General features: G+C 40.3%; 15 protein-coding genes and 1 riboswitch. Of the genes, 14 read left to right on the top strand and 1 reads right to left on the bottom strand.

Annotated features, from left to right (window positions below; genetic code table 11):
- Nucleotides 1–44 precede the first annotated feature (44 nt).
- The 11 genes from IEO70_RS12350 to IEO70_RS12300 all read left to right on the top strand — a co-directional run bounded on the left by IEO70_RS12350 (nt 45) and on the right by IEO70_RS12300 (nt 10,372).
- Complete coding sequence (locus tag IEO70_RS12350) at nt 45–731, top strand: GntR family transcriptional regulator (protein WP_190998679.1); 687 nt, start codon at nt 45–47, stop codon at nt 729–731.
- 126 nt (nt 732–857) lie between these two features.
- Nucleotides 858–959, top strand: a riboswitch (purine riboswitch).
- 126 nt (nt 960–1,085) lie between these two features.
- Nucleotides 1,086–2,228: a BMP family lipoprotein gene (locus IEO70_RS12345; protein ID WP_190998678.1), complete on the top strand. Its 1,143-nt coding sequence runs from the start codon at nt 1,086–1,088 to the stop codon at nt 2,226–2,228.
- A 533-nt stretch (nt 2,229–2,761) separates the two neighbouring features.
- Nucleotides 2,762–3,898 (top strand): BMP family lipoprotein, encoded by a 1,137-nt coding sequence (locus tag IEO70_RS12340; protein ID WP_190998677.1) that lies wholly within the window; start codon nt 2,762–2,764, stop codon nt 3,896–3,898.
- Nucleotides 3,899–4,025: 127 nt separating this feature from the next.
- The gene (locus IEO70_RS12335) at nt 4,026–5,558 is read left to right on the top strand and encodes an ABC transporter ATP-binding protein (RefSeq protein WP_190998676.1); all 1,533 of its coding nucleotides are present in this window, start codon (nt 4,026–4,028) and stop codon (nt 5,556–5,558) included.
- Nucleotides 5,551–6,702, top strand: coding sequence for an ABC transporter permease (locus IEO70_RS12330; protein WP_190998675.1), 1,152 nt, complete (start codon nt 5,551–5,553; stop codon nt 6,700–6,702). Before IEO70_RS12335 ends, IEO70_RS12330 begins: the two co-directional genes overlap by 8 nt.
- Nucleotides 6,702–7,661 (top strand): ABC transporter permease, encoded by a 960-nt coding sequence (locus IEO70_RS12325; RefSeq protein WP_190998674.1) that lies wholly within the window; start codon nt 6,702–6,704, stop codon nt 7,659–7,661. Before IEO70_RS12330 ends, IEO70_RS12325 begins: the two co-directional genes overlap by 1 nt.
- Before the next feature lie 173 nt (nt 7,662–7,834).
- Entirely contained in the window at nt 7,835–8,104 is a 270-nt protein-coding gene (locus tag IEO70_RS12320; protein ID WP_190998673.1) for a hypothetical protein, read from the top strand.
- The gene (locus IEO70_RS12315; protein WP_190998672.1) at nt 8,101–8,343 is read left to right on the top strand and encodes a hypothetical protein; all 243 of its coding nucleotides are present in this window, start codon (nt 8,101–8,103) and stop codon (nt 8,341–8,343) included. The genes IEO70_RS12320 and IEO70_RS12315 overlap by 4 nt, the downstream gene beginning before the upstream one ends.
- Nucleotides 8,344–8,376: 33 nt before the next feature.
- Nucleotides 8,377–8,616: a DUF6944 family repetitive protein gene (locus IEO70_RS12310; RefSeq protein ID WP_190998671.1), complete on the top strand. Its 240-nt coding sequence runs from the start codon at nt 8,377–8,379 to the stop codon at nt 8,614–8,616.
- 96 nt (nt 8,617–8,712) lie between these two features.
- Nucleotides 8,713–9,291 (top strand): hypothetical protein, encoded by a 579-nt coding sequence (locus tag IEO70_RS12305; protein WP_190998670.1) that lies wholly within the window; start codon nt 8,713–8,715, stop codon nt 9,289–9,291.
- A 190-nt stretch (nt 9,292–9,481) separates the two neighbouring features.
- A complete protein-coding gene (locus IEO70_RS12300) occupies nt 9,482–10,372 on the top strand; it encodes a DUF6944 family repetitive protein (protein WP_190998669.1) in 891 nt (296 codons plus the stop codon).
- Between the two features lie 124 nt (nt 10,373–10,496).
- On the opposite strand, the gene trpB is transcribed toward IEO70_RS12300, so the two are convergent.
- A complete protein-coding gene (trpB, locus tag IEO70_RS12295) occupies nt 10,497–11,657 on the bottom strand; it encodes a tryptophan synthase subunit beta (RefSeq protein WP_190998668.1) in 1,161 nt (386 codons plus the stop codon).
- Nucleotides 11,658–11,867: 210 nt separating this feature from the next.
- On the opposite strand from trpB, the gene IEO70_RS12290 reads away from it, so the two are divergent.
- From IEO70_RS12290 to IEO70_RS12280, 3 genes are read left to right on the top strand one after another with little or no spacing between them, the layout of a single operon-like run.
- The gene (locus IEO70_RS12290; protein WP_190998667.1) at nt 11,868–12,827 is read left to right on the top strand and encodes an AAA family ATPase; all 960 of its coding nucleotides are present in this window, start codon (nt 11,868–11,870) and stop codon (nt 12,825–12,827) included.
- Nucleotides 12,827–14,008 carry a DUF58 domain-containing protein gene (locus IEO70_RS12285; protein ID WP_190998666.1) on the top strand — a complete coding sequence of 394 codons (1,182 nt, stop codon included), beginning with the start codon at nt 12,827–12,829 and terminating at the stop codon, nt 14,006–14,008. Before IEO70_RS12290 ends, IEO70_RS12285 begins: the two co-directional genes overlap by 1 nt.
- Entirely contained in the window at nt 14,005–16,248 is a 2,244-nt protein-coding gene (locus tag IEO70_RS12280; RefSeq protein WP_190998665.1) for a DUF4129 domain-containing transglutaminase family protein, read from the top strand. Before IEO70_RS12285 ends, IEO70_RS12280 begins: the two co-directional genes overlap by 4 nt.
- Nucleotides 16,249–16,282: the final 34 nt, after the last annotated feature.

The raw sequence follows: 16,282 nt of genomic DNA, 5'->3' as shown, positions 1-16,282 counted from the left end.
ACTAATAATGATCAGTGTTCTTTGTAATGGGAGTGAGAATAAATATGGTGAAAATGCTGCCGAGGTTACCGAGTGAGAATAATATAAACTATTCGTATAGAGCAATTAAAGAAGCAATTTTATCATTAGAATTAAAGCCGGGACAACTATTAAGTGTAGGAGAACTTGCCGAGGCACTTAAAGTCTCAAGCACACCTATAAAAAATGCTCTATGGAAACTGCAACAAGAACATCTAGTAGATTTAATTCCTCAAGTAGGATCGTATGTTTCAGAGATTAATCCAGAATTAGTTGAAGAAGCTGCCTGTATGTGGTTCGACTTAGAGAAGGAATATTTAAAACTGGCATGTGATAATTTTCCTGAAGAAAGCTTTAATCGACTGAAAAGAATCATTCGTTTTCAAGAGTTACTGTTAGATTCGACGTTGGATCAAGGAGAGTTGGCAAGGAAATTTGATGAATTGGATGATAATTTCCATTCCACCATCTTTCACAGTCATCATAGAAACAATACTTGGAAAGCCATTTCTCAAATGGCATCGGATTATCACCGAATGTTTAATCTCACCCGGAGCGAACACTGCTTTGAAGATTCAATTACCGAACATAAGAATATCCTTGCAATTATTGAAAATAAAGAGGCGGAACGAGTAGAAGCTGTTCTTAGAAACCATATATTAAAACCAGTATATGATTGGAAGGAAATTGGGGATGAATACTTAATTACTTGAATTATAATTTAAAACTCATAAAATATTCACCTTCCTAAAGAGATTAACGAATGTTAATCTCTTTTTGCGTGAAAATGTACGTATTTTTTATTGACAGTTAGAAAATCTGATGTTAACATTTCCTTTGTAAAAATTAAATATTATTCTCGTATAATATTGGGGATATGGCCCGAAAGTTTCTACCGAGCTACCATAAATAGCTTGACTACGAGGTTGCGTATATAAATGAGAGGATATTCCAATTTCTATCTTATCTTCTTTTATATCTGCCTTTTTGAAGTCAAGCACCGGTATAATTCGGTGCTTTTAATTTTTATATGAAGCAATAAAAAAGGCAGAGGAGAGAAGTACATAATGAAAAAAAGTATTAAAAACATAGCATTAATTTTAGTTCTTGCTCTAATGACTGTCGTAATGGAGGCATGCGGAAATAATGACAATGCAGCAAACAAAGAAGCAGGTGAAGGCGGGCTGAAAATCGCCATTGTAACAAGCCCTTCAGGAGTGGATGATGGCAGCTTCAATGAAGATAACTATAACGGCATTTTGAATTTCATTAAAAATAACCCAACAGCAACAGTAACGGCGGTTAAAGAAGAAACCGGCGACCCGTCTGCGGCTGTACAGGCAGTTGCAGATATTGTGGCCGACTATGATGTTATTGTAACTCCAGGGTTTCAATTTGCTGGAATCTCAAGCATAGCAGTTGAAAACCCAGATAAAGTATTTATCCTAAATGACTCAGAACCCGAAGCGGTTGGTGACCAAAAAACATTCGAAAATATATATGCAATGAATTTTGCTGAACAAGAGAGCGGCTTTTTTGCAGGAATGGCCGCAGCATTAGAAACAAAATCAAATAAAGTAGCAGTTGTAAGCGGGATTGCTTATCCTTCAAATGTAAATTATCAATTTGGTTTTGAATCAGGCGTAAACTATGTCAATAAAGTGTACGGTACAAATGTTGAAGTGGTTGAATTATCAGGTTATGCAGGAACTGACGTAACAGGTGCTAACATTGGCGGTAACTATGCAGGGTCATTTGCAGATGAAGCAACTGGCAAGGTGATTGGTAATGCATTGATCAAAGAAGGAGTCGACAGAATCTTTGTTGCGGCAGGCGGCACGGGCAATGGTGTATTCACAGCGGTGAAGGAAGCTAAAGGCGACATCAAAGTAATTGGTGTGGACGTTGACCAATATGATGAAGGAGCAAACGGCTCTGAAAATATCGTGTTAACATCCGCAGTGAAATTCATGAGCATGAATGTTGAGAAGGCATTAAACGCTGTTATTGACGGAAGCTTCGAAGGCGGAAACGTAGTACTTTTTGCAGATACAGATTCCACTGGCTTCATTAAAGAAGAAGGACGTCACCAATTATCGGAAGATACGCTTAGCAAAATGAATGAAGTTTACGAGCTGGTGAAAGCCGGCACAATTGCACCAGCTTCTAATTTCAATGGCTATACGCCAGATAGTTTTCCAGGTCTATAGAATAAAATGCATCGCAATTGGATAAGGGCGGAGGCAAATTGATAGAATTAGTTTCTCTCCAATTAAAAAGTGCATACTGCGTCATACAAGTGGGCTTCTCATAAGTTTACGGAATTTATGGGAGGTCTCGTTTTTGGATAAAAGGTGAAGTCTTTGTTGTGAGTAGATAACGGGATTCAGTAATTGAATAGATCGTGTTTTATACAAATTCAATCAGAAAAACGCTTACTTTTATTTTATTAACGAACATTAATATAAAATATTATTTAAAATGTACGTATTTTTGTTGACGATAGATATTCCCGATGTTAATATGACGTTGTGAAATTAATTGTTATTTTAATATAACAATAGAGAGTGCCCGAAAGTTTCTATTGAACTACCGTAAATTGCTTGACTGAATGGATGTTTATATAAATGCGGTGATTTTTTTGTTTTTATCTCCCATTGAAGTCAAGCACCGGTGCCACTTAATTACTCGGTGATTTTTAATTTTTTTCGAACAGCGTGATAAATAGAGGAGGATCATTGTAATGAAAAAAAGTACAAGGAAAATAGCATTATTATTAATTGTTGCGTTAATGACGGCTGCTATGGCGGCATGCGGAAATAGCGCGAATGAAGCACAGTCCGGAGAGGAAGGGTTGAAAATTGCTATTGTAACAAGCCTATCCGGCGTTGATGATGGCAACTTTAATGAAGATAACTATAATGGTATTTTAAAATTTATCGAGAATAACCCAACTGCTACAGTAACAGCTATCAAAGAAGAAAGTGGCGATCCGGCTGCGGCTGTACAGGCTGTTGCTGATATTGTGGCGGATTATGATGTTATTGTAAGTCCCGGATTCCAATTTGCAGGGGTTTCGAGCATTGCTGTAGAAAATCCTGATAAAGTATTCATTCTAAGTGACTCTGAGCCTACAGCTGTAGGTGAGCAAGACTCATTCGACAATATCTATGCGATGAACTTCGCTGAACAAGAAGGCGGTTTTTTTGCAGGGATGGCTGCAGCATTAGAAACAAAAACAAATAAAGTAGCAGTTGTAAATGGGATTGCCTATCCTTCAAATGTAAATTATCAGTTCGGATTTGAATCAGGCGTAAACTATGTCAATAAAGTTTATGGGAAAAATGTCGAAGTGGTTGAATTATCTGGCTATGCAGGAACTGACGTGACAGGTGCTAATATTGGCGGTAACTATGCAGGGTCTTTTGGCGATCAAGCGACTGGTAAAGTGATCGGGAATGCGCTGATTGAAAAAGGAGTCGATCGAATCTTCGTTGCGGCAGGCGAGACAGGTAATGGTGTATTCACTGCAGTTAAGGAAGCCAAAGGCGACATTAAAGTAATTGGCTGTGATGTTGACCAATATGATGATGGTGTAAATGGCTCAGGAAACATCGTGTTAACATCTGCTATGAAATTCATGGGCATGAATGTAGAGAAGACATTAAATGCTATCGTTGACGGAAGCTTTGAAGGCGGAAACGTAGTCCTTCATGCAGATACAGATTCAACTGGTTTTACAAAGGAAGAAGGACGTCATCAACTATCGGAAGATACACTAAGCAAAATGAATGAAGCGTATAACTTAGTGAAAGACGGAACAATCGTACCAGCATCTAACTTTAACGGCCAAACGCCGGAAGAGTTTCAAGGTCTATAACATTAATATAAAAACAAAATAGTGAAAATGAACAATTAGAAGTTCATCATCCACCAGATAAAGAATTGATTGGAGGATAATGAACTTCTAAATTTTTCTTTCCTAATTGTGGTGAAGGAGGAGAAAGATGTCGGATTACATTGTAGAAATGAGAAATATAACGAAAAGATTCCCTGGGATAGTAGCGAATGATGATGTGTCAATCGGTATAAAAAAGGGAGAAATTTTCGCCTTACTAGGTGAGAATGGTGCAGGAAAATCAACGTTGATGAGTATTTTGAGCGGTATGTATGAACCTGATGAAGGAGATGTTTACATTCGCGGCGAGAAAGTGCAAATCAGTTCTCCTAACCATGCGGCAAAACTCAACATAGGCATGGTTCATCAACATTTCAAGTTAGTCTCTGATTACACAATCACGGAGAACATTATTTTGGGAATTGAGCCAATCAAAAAATGGGCCGGCTTCTTTCCATATGTAGATGTACGTAGCGCTAACCGTAAAATTGAAGAACTATCCAAAAGCTTCGGCTTAGAGGTGGAACCCACGAAGAAAATAGCTGATTTGAACGTTTCTATGCAACAGCGGGTGGAAATTTTGAAGGTGCTGTATCGGGAAGCGGATATCCTCATTTTTGATGAACCTACTGCAGTTTTAACTCCGCAAGAAATTGAATTTTTACTAGATATTATTAAAGGCCTGCGAGACGGCGGGAAAACTATCATCTTGATTACGCACAAGCTGGAAGAAATCAAGAAAGTAGCTGACCGATGCGCCGTATTGAACAAAGGAAGATTGATTGATGTGTTGGATGTGAAGACAACGTCTACAAACCATATGGCTCAATTAATGGTAGGCCGAGAAGTAAACTTCGAAGCCGAAAAAGTGCCTGCTCAGTTTAAAGAGGAAGTACTGAAAGTAGAAAATCTGACCGTTAAAAATGAAGACGGATTTGAAGTAGTAAAAGACGTGTCATTTACTATACGAAGCGGCGAGATATTTGCTATTGCCGGAGTAGCAGACAATGGTCAAGTTGAGATCGCGGATGCCATTGCCGGATTGACAAAGGCAAGCGGAGGGAAAATTGTTCTTCAAGGCAAGGATATTACAAATGAAAGTATAAGAAACAGAACAGAAGCTGGAATATCGTATATACCTGAAGACAGACAAAGTTACGGTTTGGTTCTGGACTTCGATCTATCAACTAACTTGGCTCTAAAGCAGTACTATAAAACCCCTTTTTCTAGTAAGGGAATCTTAAACAAAGAACAATTCGAGCAATCCGGCAGTGAATTAATTGACAAATATGATATTAGAAGTGGTCAAGGCGTGAAAACACAAGTTCGTTCAATGAGCGGAGGCAATCAGCAAAAAGCGATCATTGCACGTGAAATCGAACTGCAATCACCGCTGATGATTTTTGTTCAGCCGACACGTGGAGTTGATATTGGCGCAATCGAAAATATTCATAAGATGATGATTCGTGAACGAGATCGCGGAAAAGCGATTTTGCTCATTTCCTTAGAGCTAGAAGAAATCATGAATGTGGCAGACACAATAGGAGTCATCTATAATGGCCAACTTCAAAAGATTGCTAGCAGTGAATCATTAACGACAAATGAAGTTGGTGAATACATGATGGGGGCAAAGCATGCGTAACGATAAAAAGAAAAACATCTTACAAAGTAGTCTTATAAATCCAATAAGCAGTGAGAAATGGCAATCTATCTCAATACCTTTAGTCGCGATTATTTTAAGCTTTGTTGCAGCAGCTATTGTAATACTTTTAATCGGCAAAAATCCTTTGCAGGCGTTTTATAATTTATTGCAAGGGTCGGGGATTTTACCTAAGCCATCTTACGCCGGCTATAAGAGTATGTTGACTGATTTTCTGAGTTTGCTTAATGCCATGACGCCGCTTATATTTGCTAGTTTGGCAGTTGCGGTTGCTTTCAGAGCAGGTCTGTTCAATATTGGGGTTGCCGGTCAAATGCTTGTCTCAGGTTTTTTTGCGACAATTATTGTTGGCTACAGCGGGTTGGATGCAATTATCGCGAAGCCTCTTGTTTTACTGATCGGTATAGTTGCCGGAGGTCTGATGGGAGGATTAGTAGGCTGGTTAAAATATAAATTTAACATCAATGAAGTTGTTTCGACCATCATGTTAAATTATATTGCGCAATATGTTATAAGCTTTTTCATTCAAATGTTTTATATTGATCCTGTTTCAAGGCAGTCTCAATATGTCTCAGAAGCAGCCAGATTAACATTAGTGAATGTCGAAATGGCAAATTTGAAGATGGATATTCCGTTAGGTTTTATTTTGGCCATCATCACTGCTGTTTTAATAAAGTTTGTTATGGACAAAACGGTAGTTGGTTTTGAGATTAAAGCGGTTGGTTCTAACCGAAAAGCAGCGAAATTTGCGGGGATTAACGTAGGCAGAAATACAGTGTTAGCGATGGTTATCTCAGGAAGCTTGGCTGGTCTTGCGGGTGTTACCTATTATTTAGGGTACTATGCATCCATACAACCAAAAGTGCTATCTGGCATCGGCTTCGATTCAGTGGCAGTTTCTCTACTTGGAAACTCTCATCCGATTGGCGTTGTTTTTTCATCATTTTTAGTTTCTATTATTGATCAAGGAAGTACGTATATGAGTTCGCAAGCAGGAATCAGACAAGAAATTTCTTCTGTGATTGTAGGGTTAATCCTCTTATTTAGTGCGTGCGGAGGATATTTGAAATATAAATTTAGCCGCTTGGAAGTAAAAGAAGTAGATCGAAAGGAGCGTGCATCATAATGGATACAGTAATTATTGATGGTTTATCCTTTGCTTTGCCTCTTTTTATTATGGCAATCGGTGGCATATATAGTGAAAAGAGCGGTATTACCAATCTAGCTCTTGAAGGTTTCCAAGGTTTCGGGGCATTCATAGGAGCGCTGGCAGCTGTCTTAACTGCTTATGCGTTTGGGGTAGACATTCAAAATCTATTTTATGTGGCTTTGCTGTTTGCAATGATTGGTGGGATGGCTTTTGCCGTAATTCATGCTGTACTATGCATTAAGTTTAAGGCAGATCAAGTAATCAGCGGTGTTGTTATCAATATTTTGGCATTGGCGTTAACAACGTTCTTGACGACACAAATAAATTCGATTGTCTTTGGGTCAGCTTCAGACAAGTTTCAGTTGGGCGTAATGAATCGGTTCACTGTTCCGGTCTTGGCTGATATACCAATAGTAGGTGCGGTCTTTACAAATGTATATCCGTTTGAATTGATTATCATCGTGATTGCCGTTTTTGCTTGGTATCTTCTATATAAAACAAAATTCGGCATGCGGTTGAAAGCATGTGGAGATAATCCTCATTCGGTGGATGCAGCAGGTGTGAATGTATCGAAAATTAGGTTTGCAGCTGTGTTAATTTCGGGTCTGTTATCAGGTCTAGGCGGCATGTGTTTTGCCTATTCGATTTCAGCAAACTTTTCTTCTAACATTTATATGGGATACGGTTTCTTGGCCATTGCCGCATTGATTTTCGGAAACTGGCAGATCGTTCCTACTTTAGCTGCGTGTCTTTTATTTGGCTTTGCAAAATCGGGCGGATCTTTTATTGCTCAATCAATGGCATTGCCAAGCAGCTATACTGATTTATTCATGATTTTACCGTATGTATTAACATTATTGTTATTAATCTTTTTCTCTAAATCAAATCGAGCTCCGAGAGCATTAGGTGAAATTTATGATAAAGGGAAGAGGTAATTTTGTAATATGAGGGAACAAGAAGCTCCGCAAAGTTCAATGAACTTATGCGGGGCTTTTTTTATGCTAAGAACTTCATAGGTCCACTCACAGCAAAACTTCTCCCATTGTCAATTTTCCATTGCTAACGGAATATCATAAACCATCTGCGCTGAAACGGTGGGGCGATCAGGATGAGACAAGAACGGAGTCAGGAGGAGTTACTGCAAGATTTGATAGAAATTGAAGTGGATGATGGTTTGATTGCTGGAGCTGTACTTATTTTGATTGGCGCTATATTGAATGCTATCGGTATAACGCAAGTTTTGCTGACTAAAAGTCCGCGGGGAGCGGAAGGTGTTATTATCGGTAATGGTGTGGCTAGTATTGGTAATGTGATGCAAGCTGTGGCAAGGAAAGGCTATACTTCAGCAAAAAACTTGAAGGGCACTATTCCGGTATGATTGGTTCCTTGACTCAGGCGGTAGGAAATGCAGGCACTGCAGTAGTTGTGTCGGAAGGTTTGGATTTTGGGTTGTTTTCTTTTTCGTATATAAGGAGTCAGGAGCAGAGAACAGTTAACACAGACGTAGAAGAATCAGAAGCAAGCAGAGAAAGGAGCGAGATACTACGGAGAATTACTGAAGTGTATGCGTTGACCGATTTTATTCAAGGTGTAGGCGCTTATATAGAGGGGAATTGAATCTTAAGCCTTCCTCCCTATGAAACTCAGCAAATGAAAGCAACCGGCGATTATATTACTGCAATCGGTTCCTTTATCCAAGCGTTCGGACTGTTCCTTGCATTAAGTGATGAGTCGAAAGAAATCGAAAATGCTGTACTGCAGGTAATCGGCTCATGGATTCAAGTAATTGGTTCCTCCCAAGGATTTAGCGCAACAGGCACGCAAAGCGTATTGCACAAACTAAAATATGATGAAAAATATCGTTACTCTTATCGTCGTCATACGACGTAGCATCTCTCCAGACGGAAAAAAGTGGTGATGGATATATCTCCTCACATACCATTACACTATATATAAAGGCATCTTAGGAGAGAGGAGTCTAATACGATGCATAAAATAACGGAACGAATCACCTGGCTAGCTGTGACAGCTGTTATATCGGGCTGGTCTATTTTCATGTACGTTGATGGGCGCAGTACAAAAGGGTTTATGGGTATTTTAACAATTGCCGCTTTGCTTGCAGTTGGTTTTTGGCAAATGAAAGCTCAAAAACCTTTCCCGTCATTATTTGCAGTGATGACGTATATTTTCATTTTCATTTCAGTAGGATTAGGCACCTTTGGAGGCGGGTACAGCATTCATCATTTTGATGACTTTCTTCATGTAAGCTCCGGAATTTGGATCGGTTATGGAGCTTGGATTGTACTCTGTCTTCTGGTTGAAGAGGAATTAAAAGATAAACTTCCATCTGCTTTCGTTGCCCTGTATCTTGTTGCCGTTGCACTAGCTGTCGCTGGTACATGGGAGCTGCTTGAGTTTGCTGGGGACAAGCTGCTGCATTTCACCGCCCAAGGTCGGGATCCGGATGACACAATGTTCGATATGATAGATGGATTAATCGGCGGTACAATTTTCACTATATTCTTTGTTGTTAAACGAAGAGCTTCGACAAAGCTCGTAGAGTGACAGTGTTAACCCCTTTCAAAAAGGAACTTCGTAAAAGTGATAACCTTCAGCTTTTGCGAAGCTCCTTTTATTATATTTGAAACTTCGACAAAAACTGTTATGTTTCGGGTGATTTCGGGTAGTGACAGGCACTGGAAAGATTGAATATCATATACTATCGACATAGAACGATGGGGCGGTGGCGTGATGGATGGGGAAGGAGAAAGAACATACGGATGAAGATCTTATAAAGGATCTTATAGAAGTTGAGGCTAGTGATTTTCTTGTCGCTGGAGCTGTTCTTATATCTATCGGGACGATTATTACGGCGTTAAGCTTGACAGAAGTTTATTTGACAAGGAGTCCGCAGGGGGCTTGGGGAATAGTGGTTGGTAATGGGGTAGAAAGTATCGGCAATGTTGTGCAGTATATGGGAAATGAAAAAGAATACAGTCTTCGGCCCACTGAACCAATTAGAACAGAAATGACCGGAAATTTACTACAGGCAATCGGTAACGCAGGAAATACGTTCTTTGTAGCGGAAGGGATTAATTTATATCGCTACACATTTACAGATTCAGGGAGCAGGGCGGCAATGAATCAAGAAAATGCCGGAGGTCAGTTCAGGAACACTGCCAGTCAGCAACCTTCCACTGCAACAGCTACTGGTACCAATATGCAAACTGCAGAGGGAACAACTGAAATAGCTGCTGAGACCGCAGAAGAAGAAGTGACACCGGAGGAAGAGGTAATTGAGTCAAAACTGAGATTTTCTATCGCAATGGATGGGTTATCCAGTGCAATCCAATCGCTCGGAGCTTTTTTAGAAGCGAAGGGCACAACAAGGCAAGAGCCATATCTGGAGCAAGGAATAAAAGCAACCTCGGAATATCTTACTGGTATTGGGGCCTTTATTGAAGCAGTTGGAGCGAGTTTATCTGTGAATGAACAAGAGTTACAAGGGGCAAAGCTACAGGTAATCGGTGCTTGGACACAAGTCGGAGCAGCAGGTTTAGATGTCTATGCATCTACATCATTTTCCGCATCAAAGAGAAGGGAGTTTGAAGAAAAAAGCTATACTTATGGACAGTCCATTAACTAATCATTCGACAAACTTAGGGGAGTGACAGGCACCAAAAGAGCTGCACAAAAGTGATAACAATCACTTTAGCGCAGCTCTTTTGATTTTCGACAAATATCGAGTGAAATCGGTTGGTGACAGGCACCTATTTTAGCATCCCGAAAACCTGTTCCACGTCTTTATCGCCGCGGCCTGACAAGTTGACGATGATGATGTCATCTTGACTTAATTGTTTTGCCAGTTTGAGTGCGTGGGCGACGGCGTGGGAGCTTTCGAGTGCCGGTATGATTCCTTCTGTTTTGGATAGCACTTGGAAGGCTTCCAGCGCTTCTTGGCCATTTACAGTAACGTATTCTGCTCTTCCGCTGACTTTCAGATGGCTATGTTCCGGTCCGACACCAGGATAGTCCAATCCGGCTGCTATGCTGAATGTCGGCTTCGGTTCGCCGTTTTCGTCCAATAATGTTAAGCATTTGAATCCGTGAAGAACAGCCGGAACCCCTTCGGAAATAGAAGGCGCTTCTGAAGGTTCTACGCCGATAAGACGCACTTCTTCATCCTCAATATAATGAGCGAAAGCGCCGATAGCATTGCTTCCGCCTCCTGTGCATGCTACGACAGCGGCAGGAAGCTTTCCTTCTTTTTCGATAATTTGGCGTTTTGATTCCTCACTGATAATCGCTTGGAAATGCTTAACCATTGATGGGTACGGGTGCGGACCGACAGCTGAACCCAACAAGTAAAACGTATTTTCATAGTTTTGCACAAGGTCATTTAATGCTTCATCAACGGCATCTTTCAAGCGACCTTGGCCTTTTTCGACAGGAATGACTTTTGCTCCCAGCAATTCCATACGGAATACATTAAGCGCTTGACGCTCAGTGTCGACCTTGCCCATGTAGATGACACATTCAAGCCCGAACATTGCACAAGCAGTAGCTGTTGCCACGCCGTGCTGACCTGCGCCTGTTTCTGCGATGATACGTTTAGCGCCCATACGCTTAGCTAATAAAATTTGTCCGATAGCATTGTTGATTTTATGAGCACCTGTATGGTTTAAATCTTCACGTTTTAAATAAATTTTTGCTCCGCCAAGCTGTTCCGTTAAGTTCTTTGCTAAAGTTAACGGATTTTCGCGTCCGACATACTCCTTCAAATAGTAACGCAGCTCTTCTTGAAAAGACGGATCATCTTTATAATGCAAAAAATTCTCTTCAATAATATTCATTACTTTTTGAAGGTCTTCGGGAACGAAGCTTCCTCCAAATTCTCCAAAGTAACCTTTTTTCTCAACTTTTAAACTCATCTCTTCTCTTCTCCTCTAAACTATCATTTGAAAAATGCTTCCTCCTATTATATCTGAAAATTCGTTATTTTCAAATATATAACTGCTGAATCTCATTAAATAGGAAACTTTATTATATCTTAACAAAAAGAAAAAAGGTTTTTTCTATGTTTGGAAGAATATATTAAAGTATATATTTTGACAATATTCTACTTTTCTGGGAGGTTTTTTATGATTCATGAAGTGAAGCATCCAATTACGGAAATAATTTTAAAAAATATAGAGAATGTCATAATCGGAAAAAGAGAAATAGCTGAACTAAGTTTGATTGCTCTGTTATCGAAAGGGCATGTGTTGCTTGAAGATGTGCCAGGAGTCGGGAAAACTATGCTGGTGCGCGCATTGGCGACATCAATCAATGCCAGTTTTAAACGCATCCAATTCACTCCGGATTTGCTGCCCTCTGATGTTATAGGCACCTCAATTTACAATCCGAAAGAGCAAGAATTCCGCTACCATCCAGGTCCGATTATGGGGAATATTATTTTGGCGGATGAGATTAACCGCACATCGCCTAAAACTCAATCATCCTTGCTTGAGGCAATGGAGGAAGCCAGTGTCACGGTTGACGGCGTCACGAGACAGCTGCAGCAGCCTTTTTTTGTTTTGGCTACACAGAATCCGATTGAGTATGAAGGGACGTATCCGTTGCCAGAGGCACAGCTCGACCGCTTTCTAATCAAAGTAAAGATGGGTTATCCTGAGCGCGAGGAAGAAATTGAGGTATTAAGAAGAGCGCAATTACAGCATCCGATTGAAAAAATTCAAATGGTCGTTCAAACAGAGGACATATTGCAGCTTCAAAAGGATGTGAAAAATGTACGGGTTGACGACTTGCTGAAAGAATACATTGTCCTGCTGGCAAATTTAACCCGTAAGCATGAAAGTGTATATTTAGGCGTCAGTCCGCGTGGATCAATTGCCTTAATGAAAGCAAGCCAAGCGTATGCGTTTATGTCCGGCAGAGACTATGTATTGCCGGATGATATTCAATATCTTGCTCCATTTGTGTTTGCGCACCGCCTTATTTTAAAGCCGGAAGCTAGGTACAGTGGGACGACAGCGGAAGATATCATTTTTGAAATCATTGCGAATACATCTGTTCCAGTCCAAAGGTTAGTGAGGAAATAATGAATAAGTTTTATAAGAAGTTATCTGCATCGCTTTTTCCGCTACTGGCTTTAATAGTTACATTTGTTTTTGCCATGTTTCAAGGAGGATTTGTCAGTTGGTTTTTATTTTATAGTTTTCTGCCGTTCATTCTGCTTTCCTTTCTACTCCGTTTTTATTCTTTCAAACAGGTGAGAGTAGAAAGGCAAATAAAGTGCAAAGAGTTTGTGTACGGTGAACGTATTGAAGTGGAGATTGCGATTACGAGTGAAGGCGCGTTGCCAATTTTGTATCTTTTAATAGAAGATCAAGTGCCGGAACGGTTACGTGAGCAATTGAACAACCGGCATAAAGGAGTGCTTTTTCCATTTTGGAGAAAGAAAATTAATTTCAGTTATGCTATTCCTGCCGCGGTAAGAGGGGAGCATGAATTTTCCGCTGTTAAATTGACGACGGGAGATTTTTTAGGTTTTTATACGAAGGTTCAAGAATTTAATTGTTTCTCCCGTTTGCTCGTTTATCCGCATTATGAAAAAACAGCATTCAAAAACTTTGAAGCACTGTTTGAACAAGGACAGTGTCATTCCGCGGTCAGGAATTTGAATGAGTCAGCTATTATTACCGGTGTTCGACGTTACATACCGGGTGATCGCATGTCTTGGATTCACTGGAAAGCGACGGCTAAAAAAGATGAAATTATGACGAAGGAATTTGAAGAGAGCAAAAAACAGGATGTCATTATTTTGCTAGATCAGGCACCATCACCTTTATTTGAAGACTTAGTTTCTCTCGCGGCATCATTGACGTACGCTTTTTTGAAGAGAGGCATAGGAGTAGCTTATTTTGGAACAGGTTCAAAGTATGCTTCTGCGGCAATCGGAAAAGGGGAGCAACAAAGGCAACGAATTTTATATGAACTGGCTAAAGTTGAAGCTGACAGCAATCAGACGTTGGCGAATTTTATGAATGAAAGGATGGACTTGCCCTCACAGGCAGCACTTATCGTAGTGACAAGCAACACATCTATACAGACCTTAAGTCTTTGGGGTGGAAGAGCTGCTTCTGCTACGGCTGTCATCATGCAAGAACAGGATTCTGCTGCCGCAGTAAATTACTCTGAAGAAAATAAAGCTGGCATACAGTGTACATATGTCACTCCGAGCTCATGGAAAAGCTCTTCTAAGGGGGGCGGAAGTCTATGAATGAGCAAACAATTAAAAAGATATTGCGTGTCGTGTTATATGTATTCAGTTTTCTTGTTTTATGGGAATGGATATGGCCTCTTGAAACAATTTCCGATATCGCCAACAGCCATTACTTTGTCATTTTCCTCGTTTTCATGCTGGCTGCTGATTTTTTTTCAGTGAAATGGCTATGGAAATGGTCAGCTGCCTTAATCTATATAGTAGTAGTCAGCTATATTCTGTATTATGAATCCAATCCGATGTTTGGGTCTGGCGGGCTCACTTTGCTGATCGGTGATTTCATTAACAGTATTATTGCAGTTATCCGGTTCGAGTGGAATGATGTGACGAATAGTTTCCGTACATTTTTGTTCTTTTTATTGCTATGGATGATGACCTATTTGCTTCAATATTGGCTTATAGTCCGAAAGCGGATTTTGCTGTTTATTGTCCTTAGCATAGCTTTTATAGCGACTTTGGATACTTTTACACAATACGATGGAGACTGGGCAATTGTACGTCTGTTCATGTTGGGAGTGACTCTGTTAGGGGTGCTCAGATTGCTCCTTTTAATAGAGAAGGAGAATGTGATCGTACCGATTAAAGTCTATTACAACTGGCTCATTCCTTTAGGTCTGCTGGCAATCATTGCGATGACAGTTGGTTTGATGGCGCCGAAACCGGCTGCCCAATGGCCGGATCCGGTTCCGTTTCTCATCACTAACTCCAATAAGTTTATCAGTAATGAGGAAAAGACTAATAAAGTAGGATATAGCGAAGATGATACTAGATTGGGGGGTGACTTTACCCCGGATAATACACTTGTCTTTTGGACGATGGTTGCGGAGAAACATTATTGGTATGTAGAGTCTAAAGATAAATATACGGGATTTGGCTGGGAAGTATCGGACTCAATGGGGGACTATGGGGAAATGCCTTATACTAGCGGAACTACATTTCCATATATGACGTCCATTAACGAAAAATTGGAGCTGTCTGATCCTCAGTTCGATTACATCAAAGGAATTTACAAAGAAGATCATATTCCGTATCCGAGCCCATCCTATAATGGCATGATTATTCCGGAAGGCTCATCAGATCAGCTCATATTGGATATAGAAACAAATAAGCTGACCTACGCCGAAGGAAATTCATTTAGAATAATGGGCACCTATGAGGCACATTATCAAGTTCCAACTTATCATATTGATGATTTGCGGGCAGCTGGTGCAGATCAAATAAATCAGTTTTATCCGGAGTCAGACTTTACGCAGTTACCGGAAAACTTGCCGGAGCGAGTTAAAGAGCTAGCCGAGTCTATCACGAAGGATAAGACCAATATGTACGACAAGGTGAAAGCGATTGAGGATTATTTCCACTCGCCTGATTATCTTTATTCCCGTGAAGACATTCCTTATCCGGACGAAGATGAAGACTTTGTTGACCAATTTTTGTTCGAATCAAAGAGAGGCTATTGTGATCACTTCTCGACAAGTATGGTAGTTATGCTTCGGACGCTTGATATCCCGGCCAGATGGGTAAAGGGTTATACAGCAGGTGAATATGTCAGATATCAATCAGATTTCGAACAGTATATATACGAAGTGACCAATAATAATGCGCACTCGTGGGTTGAGGTGTATTTTAACGGCTTCGGCTGGATACCTTTTGAGCCGACAAAGGGCTACGACTTGAATATGAGTATTGAACGCAATACAGCTGCTACACCGACAGATGATCCGCGAACTCCAGAAGAGCCGAGAGCTGAGCAGCCGGAACAGGAACAAACAGCGAAGGAAGAGAAGATGAAGGAAGACGCCACCGAACAATTAAAACAGGACGAAAAGTCTGATACAAAAATCAGTGAGAGCCTGAAGAATTATATAGCCGATCATTGGAAAAGCAATGTAATTGCCTTAGTGGTTTTATTGGTGTTTTTATGGCTCATTTATTTATTCAGAGGGAAATGGCGACCTCGTTTTTGGATATGGCGATTTGGACGTTCAAATGATCAAGAAGCCTTTAGTGAAGCCTATGCTGCTCTTTTGAAGGAGTTAAACCGATGCGGAATTAAACGCAAATCGGAACAGACGCTAAGGGACTACGCACAATCTGTGGATAGCCGCTTTGCGACAGAGGAAATGAGCGAACTGACGATGCATTATGAGAGGATTATATACGGAAATGGCGAAGCATCAGAGATTTGGGAGAAAGTGAAACCGCTTTGGAAGAATGTGATGAAAAAAACAATCACTTGACCTCCATTTTGTTCCGTTGTTACAATAGGGAATA

It is taken from the genome of Peribacillus faecalis (genome assembly GCF_014712675.1).
Lineage (GTDB): Bacteria > Bacillota > Bacilli > Bacillales > DSM-1321 > Bacillus_AD > Bacillus_AD faecalis.
This window is presented reverse-complemented; position numbering and strand designations above follow the sequence as displayed.

Excerpts from the sequence above, each read along its gene's own strand:
- IEO70_RS12350 (WP_190998679.1), top strand. The coding sequence starts at position 45 with ATGGTGAAAATGCTGCCGAGGTTACCGAGTGAGAATAATATAAACTAT.
- IEO70_RS12345 (WP_190998678.1), top strand. The coding sequence starts at position 1,086 with ATGAAAAAAAGTATTAAAAACATAGCATTAATTTTAGTTCTTGCTCTA.
- IEO70_RS12340 (WP_190998677.1), top strand. The coding sequence starts at position 2,762 with ATGAAAAAAAGTACAAGGAAAATAGCATTATTATTAATTGTTGCGTTA.
- IEO70_RS12335 (WP_190998676.1), top strand. The coding sequence starts at position 4,026 with ATGTCGGATTACATTGTAGAAATGAGAAATATAACGAAAAGATTCCCT.
- IEO70_RS12330 (WP_190998675.1), top strand. The coding sequence starts at position 5,551 with ATGCGTAACGATAAAAAGAAAAACATCTTACAAAGTAGTCTTATAAAT.
- IEO70_RS12325 (WP_190998674.1), top strand. The coding sequence starts at position 6,702 with ATGGATACAGTAATTATTGATGGTTTATCCTTTGCTTTGCCTCTTTTT.
- IEO70_RS12320 (WP_190998673.1), top strand. The coding sequence starts at position 7,835 with ATGAGACAAGAACGGAGTCAGGAGGAGTTACTGCAAGATTTGATAGAA.
- IEO70_RS12315 (WP_190998672.1), top strand. The coding sequence starts at position 8,101 with ATGATTGGTTCCTTGACTCAGGCGGTAGGAAATGCAGGCACTGCAGTA.
- IEO70_RS12310 (WP_190998671.1), top strand. The coding sequence starts at position 8,377 with ATGAAAGCAACCGGCGATTATATTACTGCAATCGGTTCCTTTATCCAA.
- IEO70_RS12305 (WP_190998670.1), top strand. The coding sequence starts at position 8,713 with ATGCATAAAATAACGGAACGAATCACCTGGCTAGCTGTGACAGCTGTT.
- IEO70_RS12300 (WP_190998669.1), top strand. The coding sequence starts at position 9,482 with ATGGGGAAGGAGAAAGAACATACGGATGAAGATCTTATAAAGGATCTT.
- trpB (WP_190998668.1), bottom strand. The coding sequence starts at position 11,657 with ATGAGTTTAAAAGTTGAGAAAAAAGGTTACTTTGGAGAATTTGGAGGA.
- IEO70_RS12290 (WP_190998667.1), top strand. The coding sequence starts at position 11,868 with ATGATTCATGAAGTGAAGCATCCAATTACGGAAATAATTTTAAAAAAT.
- IEO70_RS12285 (WP_190998666.1), top strand. The coding sequence starts at position 12,827 with ATGAATAAGTTTTATAAGAAGTTATCTGCATCGCTTTTTCCGCTACTG.
- IEO70_RS12280 (WP_190998665.1), top strand. The coding sequence starts at position 14,005 with ATGAATGAGCAAACAATTAAAAAGATATTGCGTGTCGTGTTATATGTA.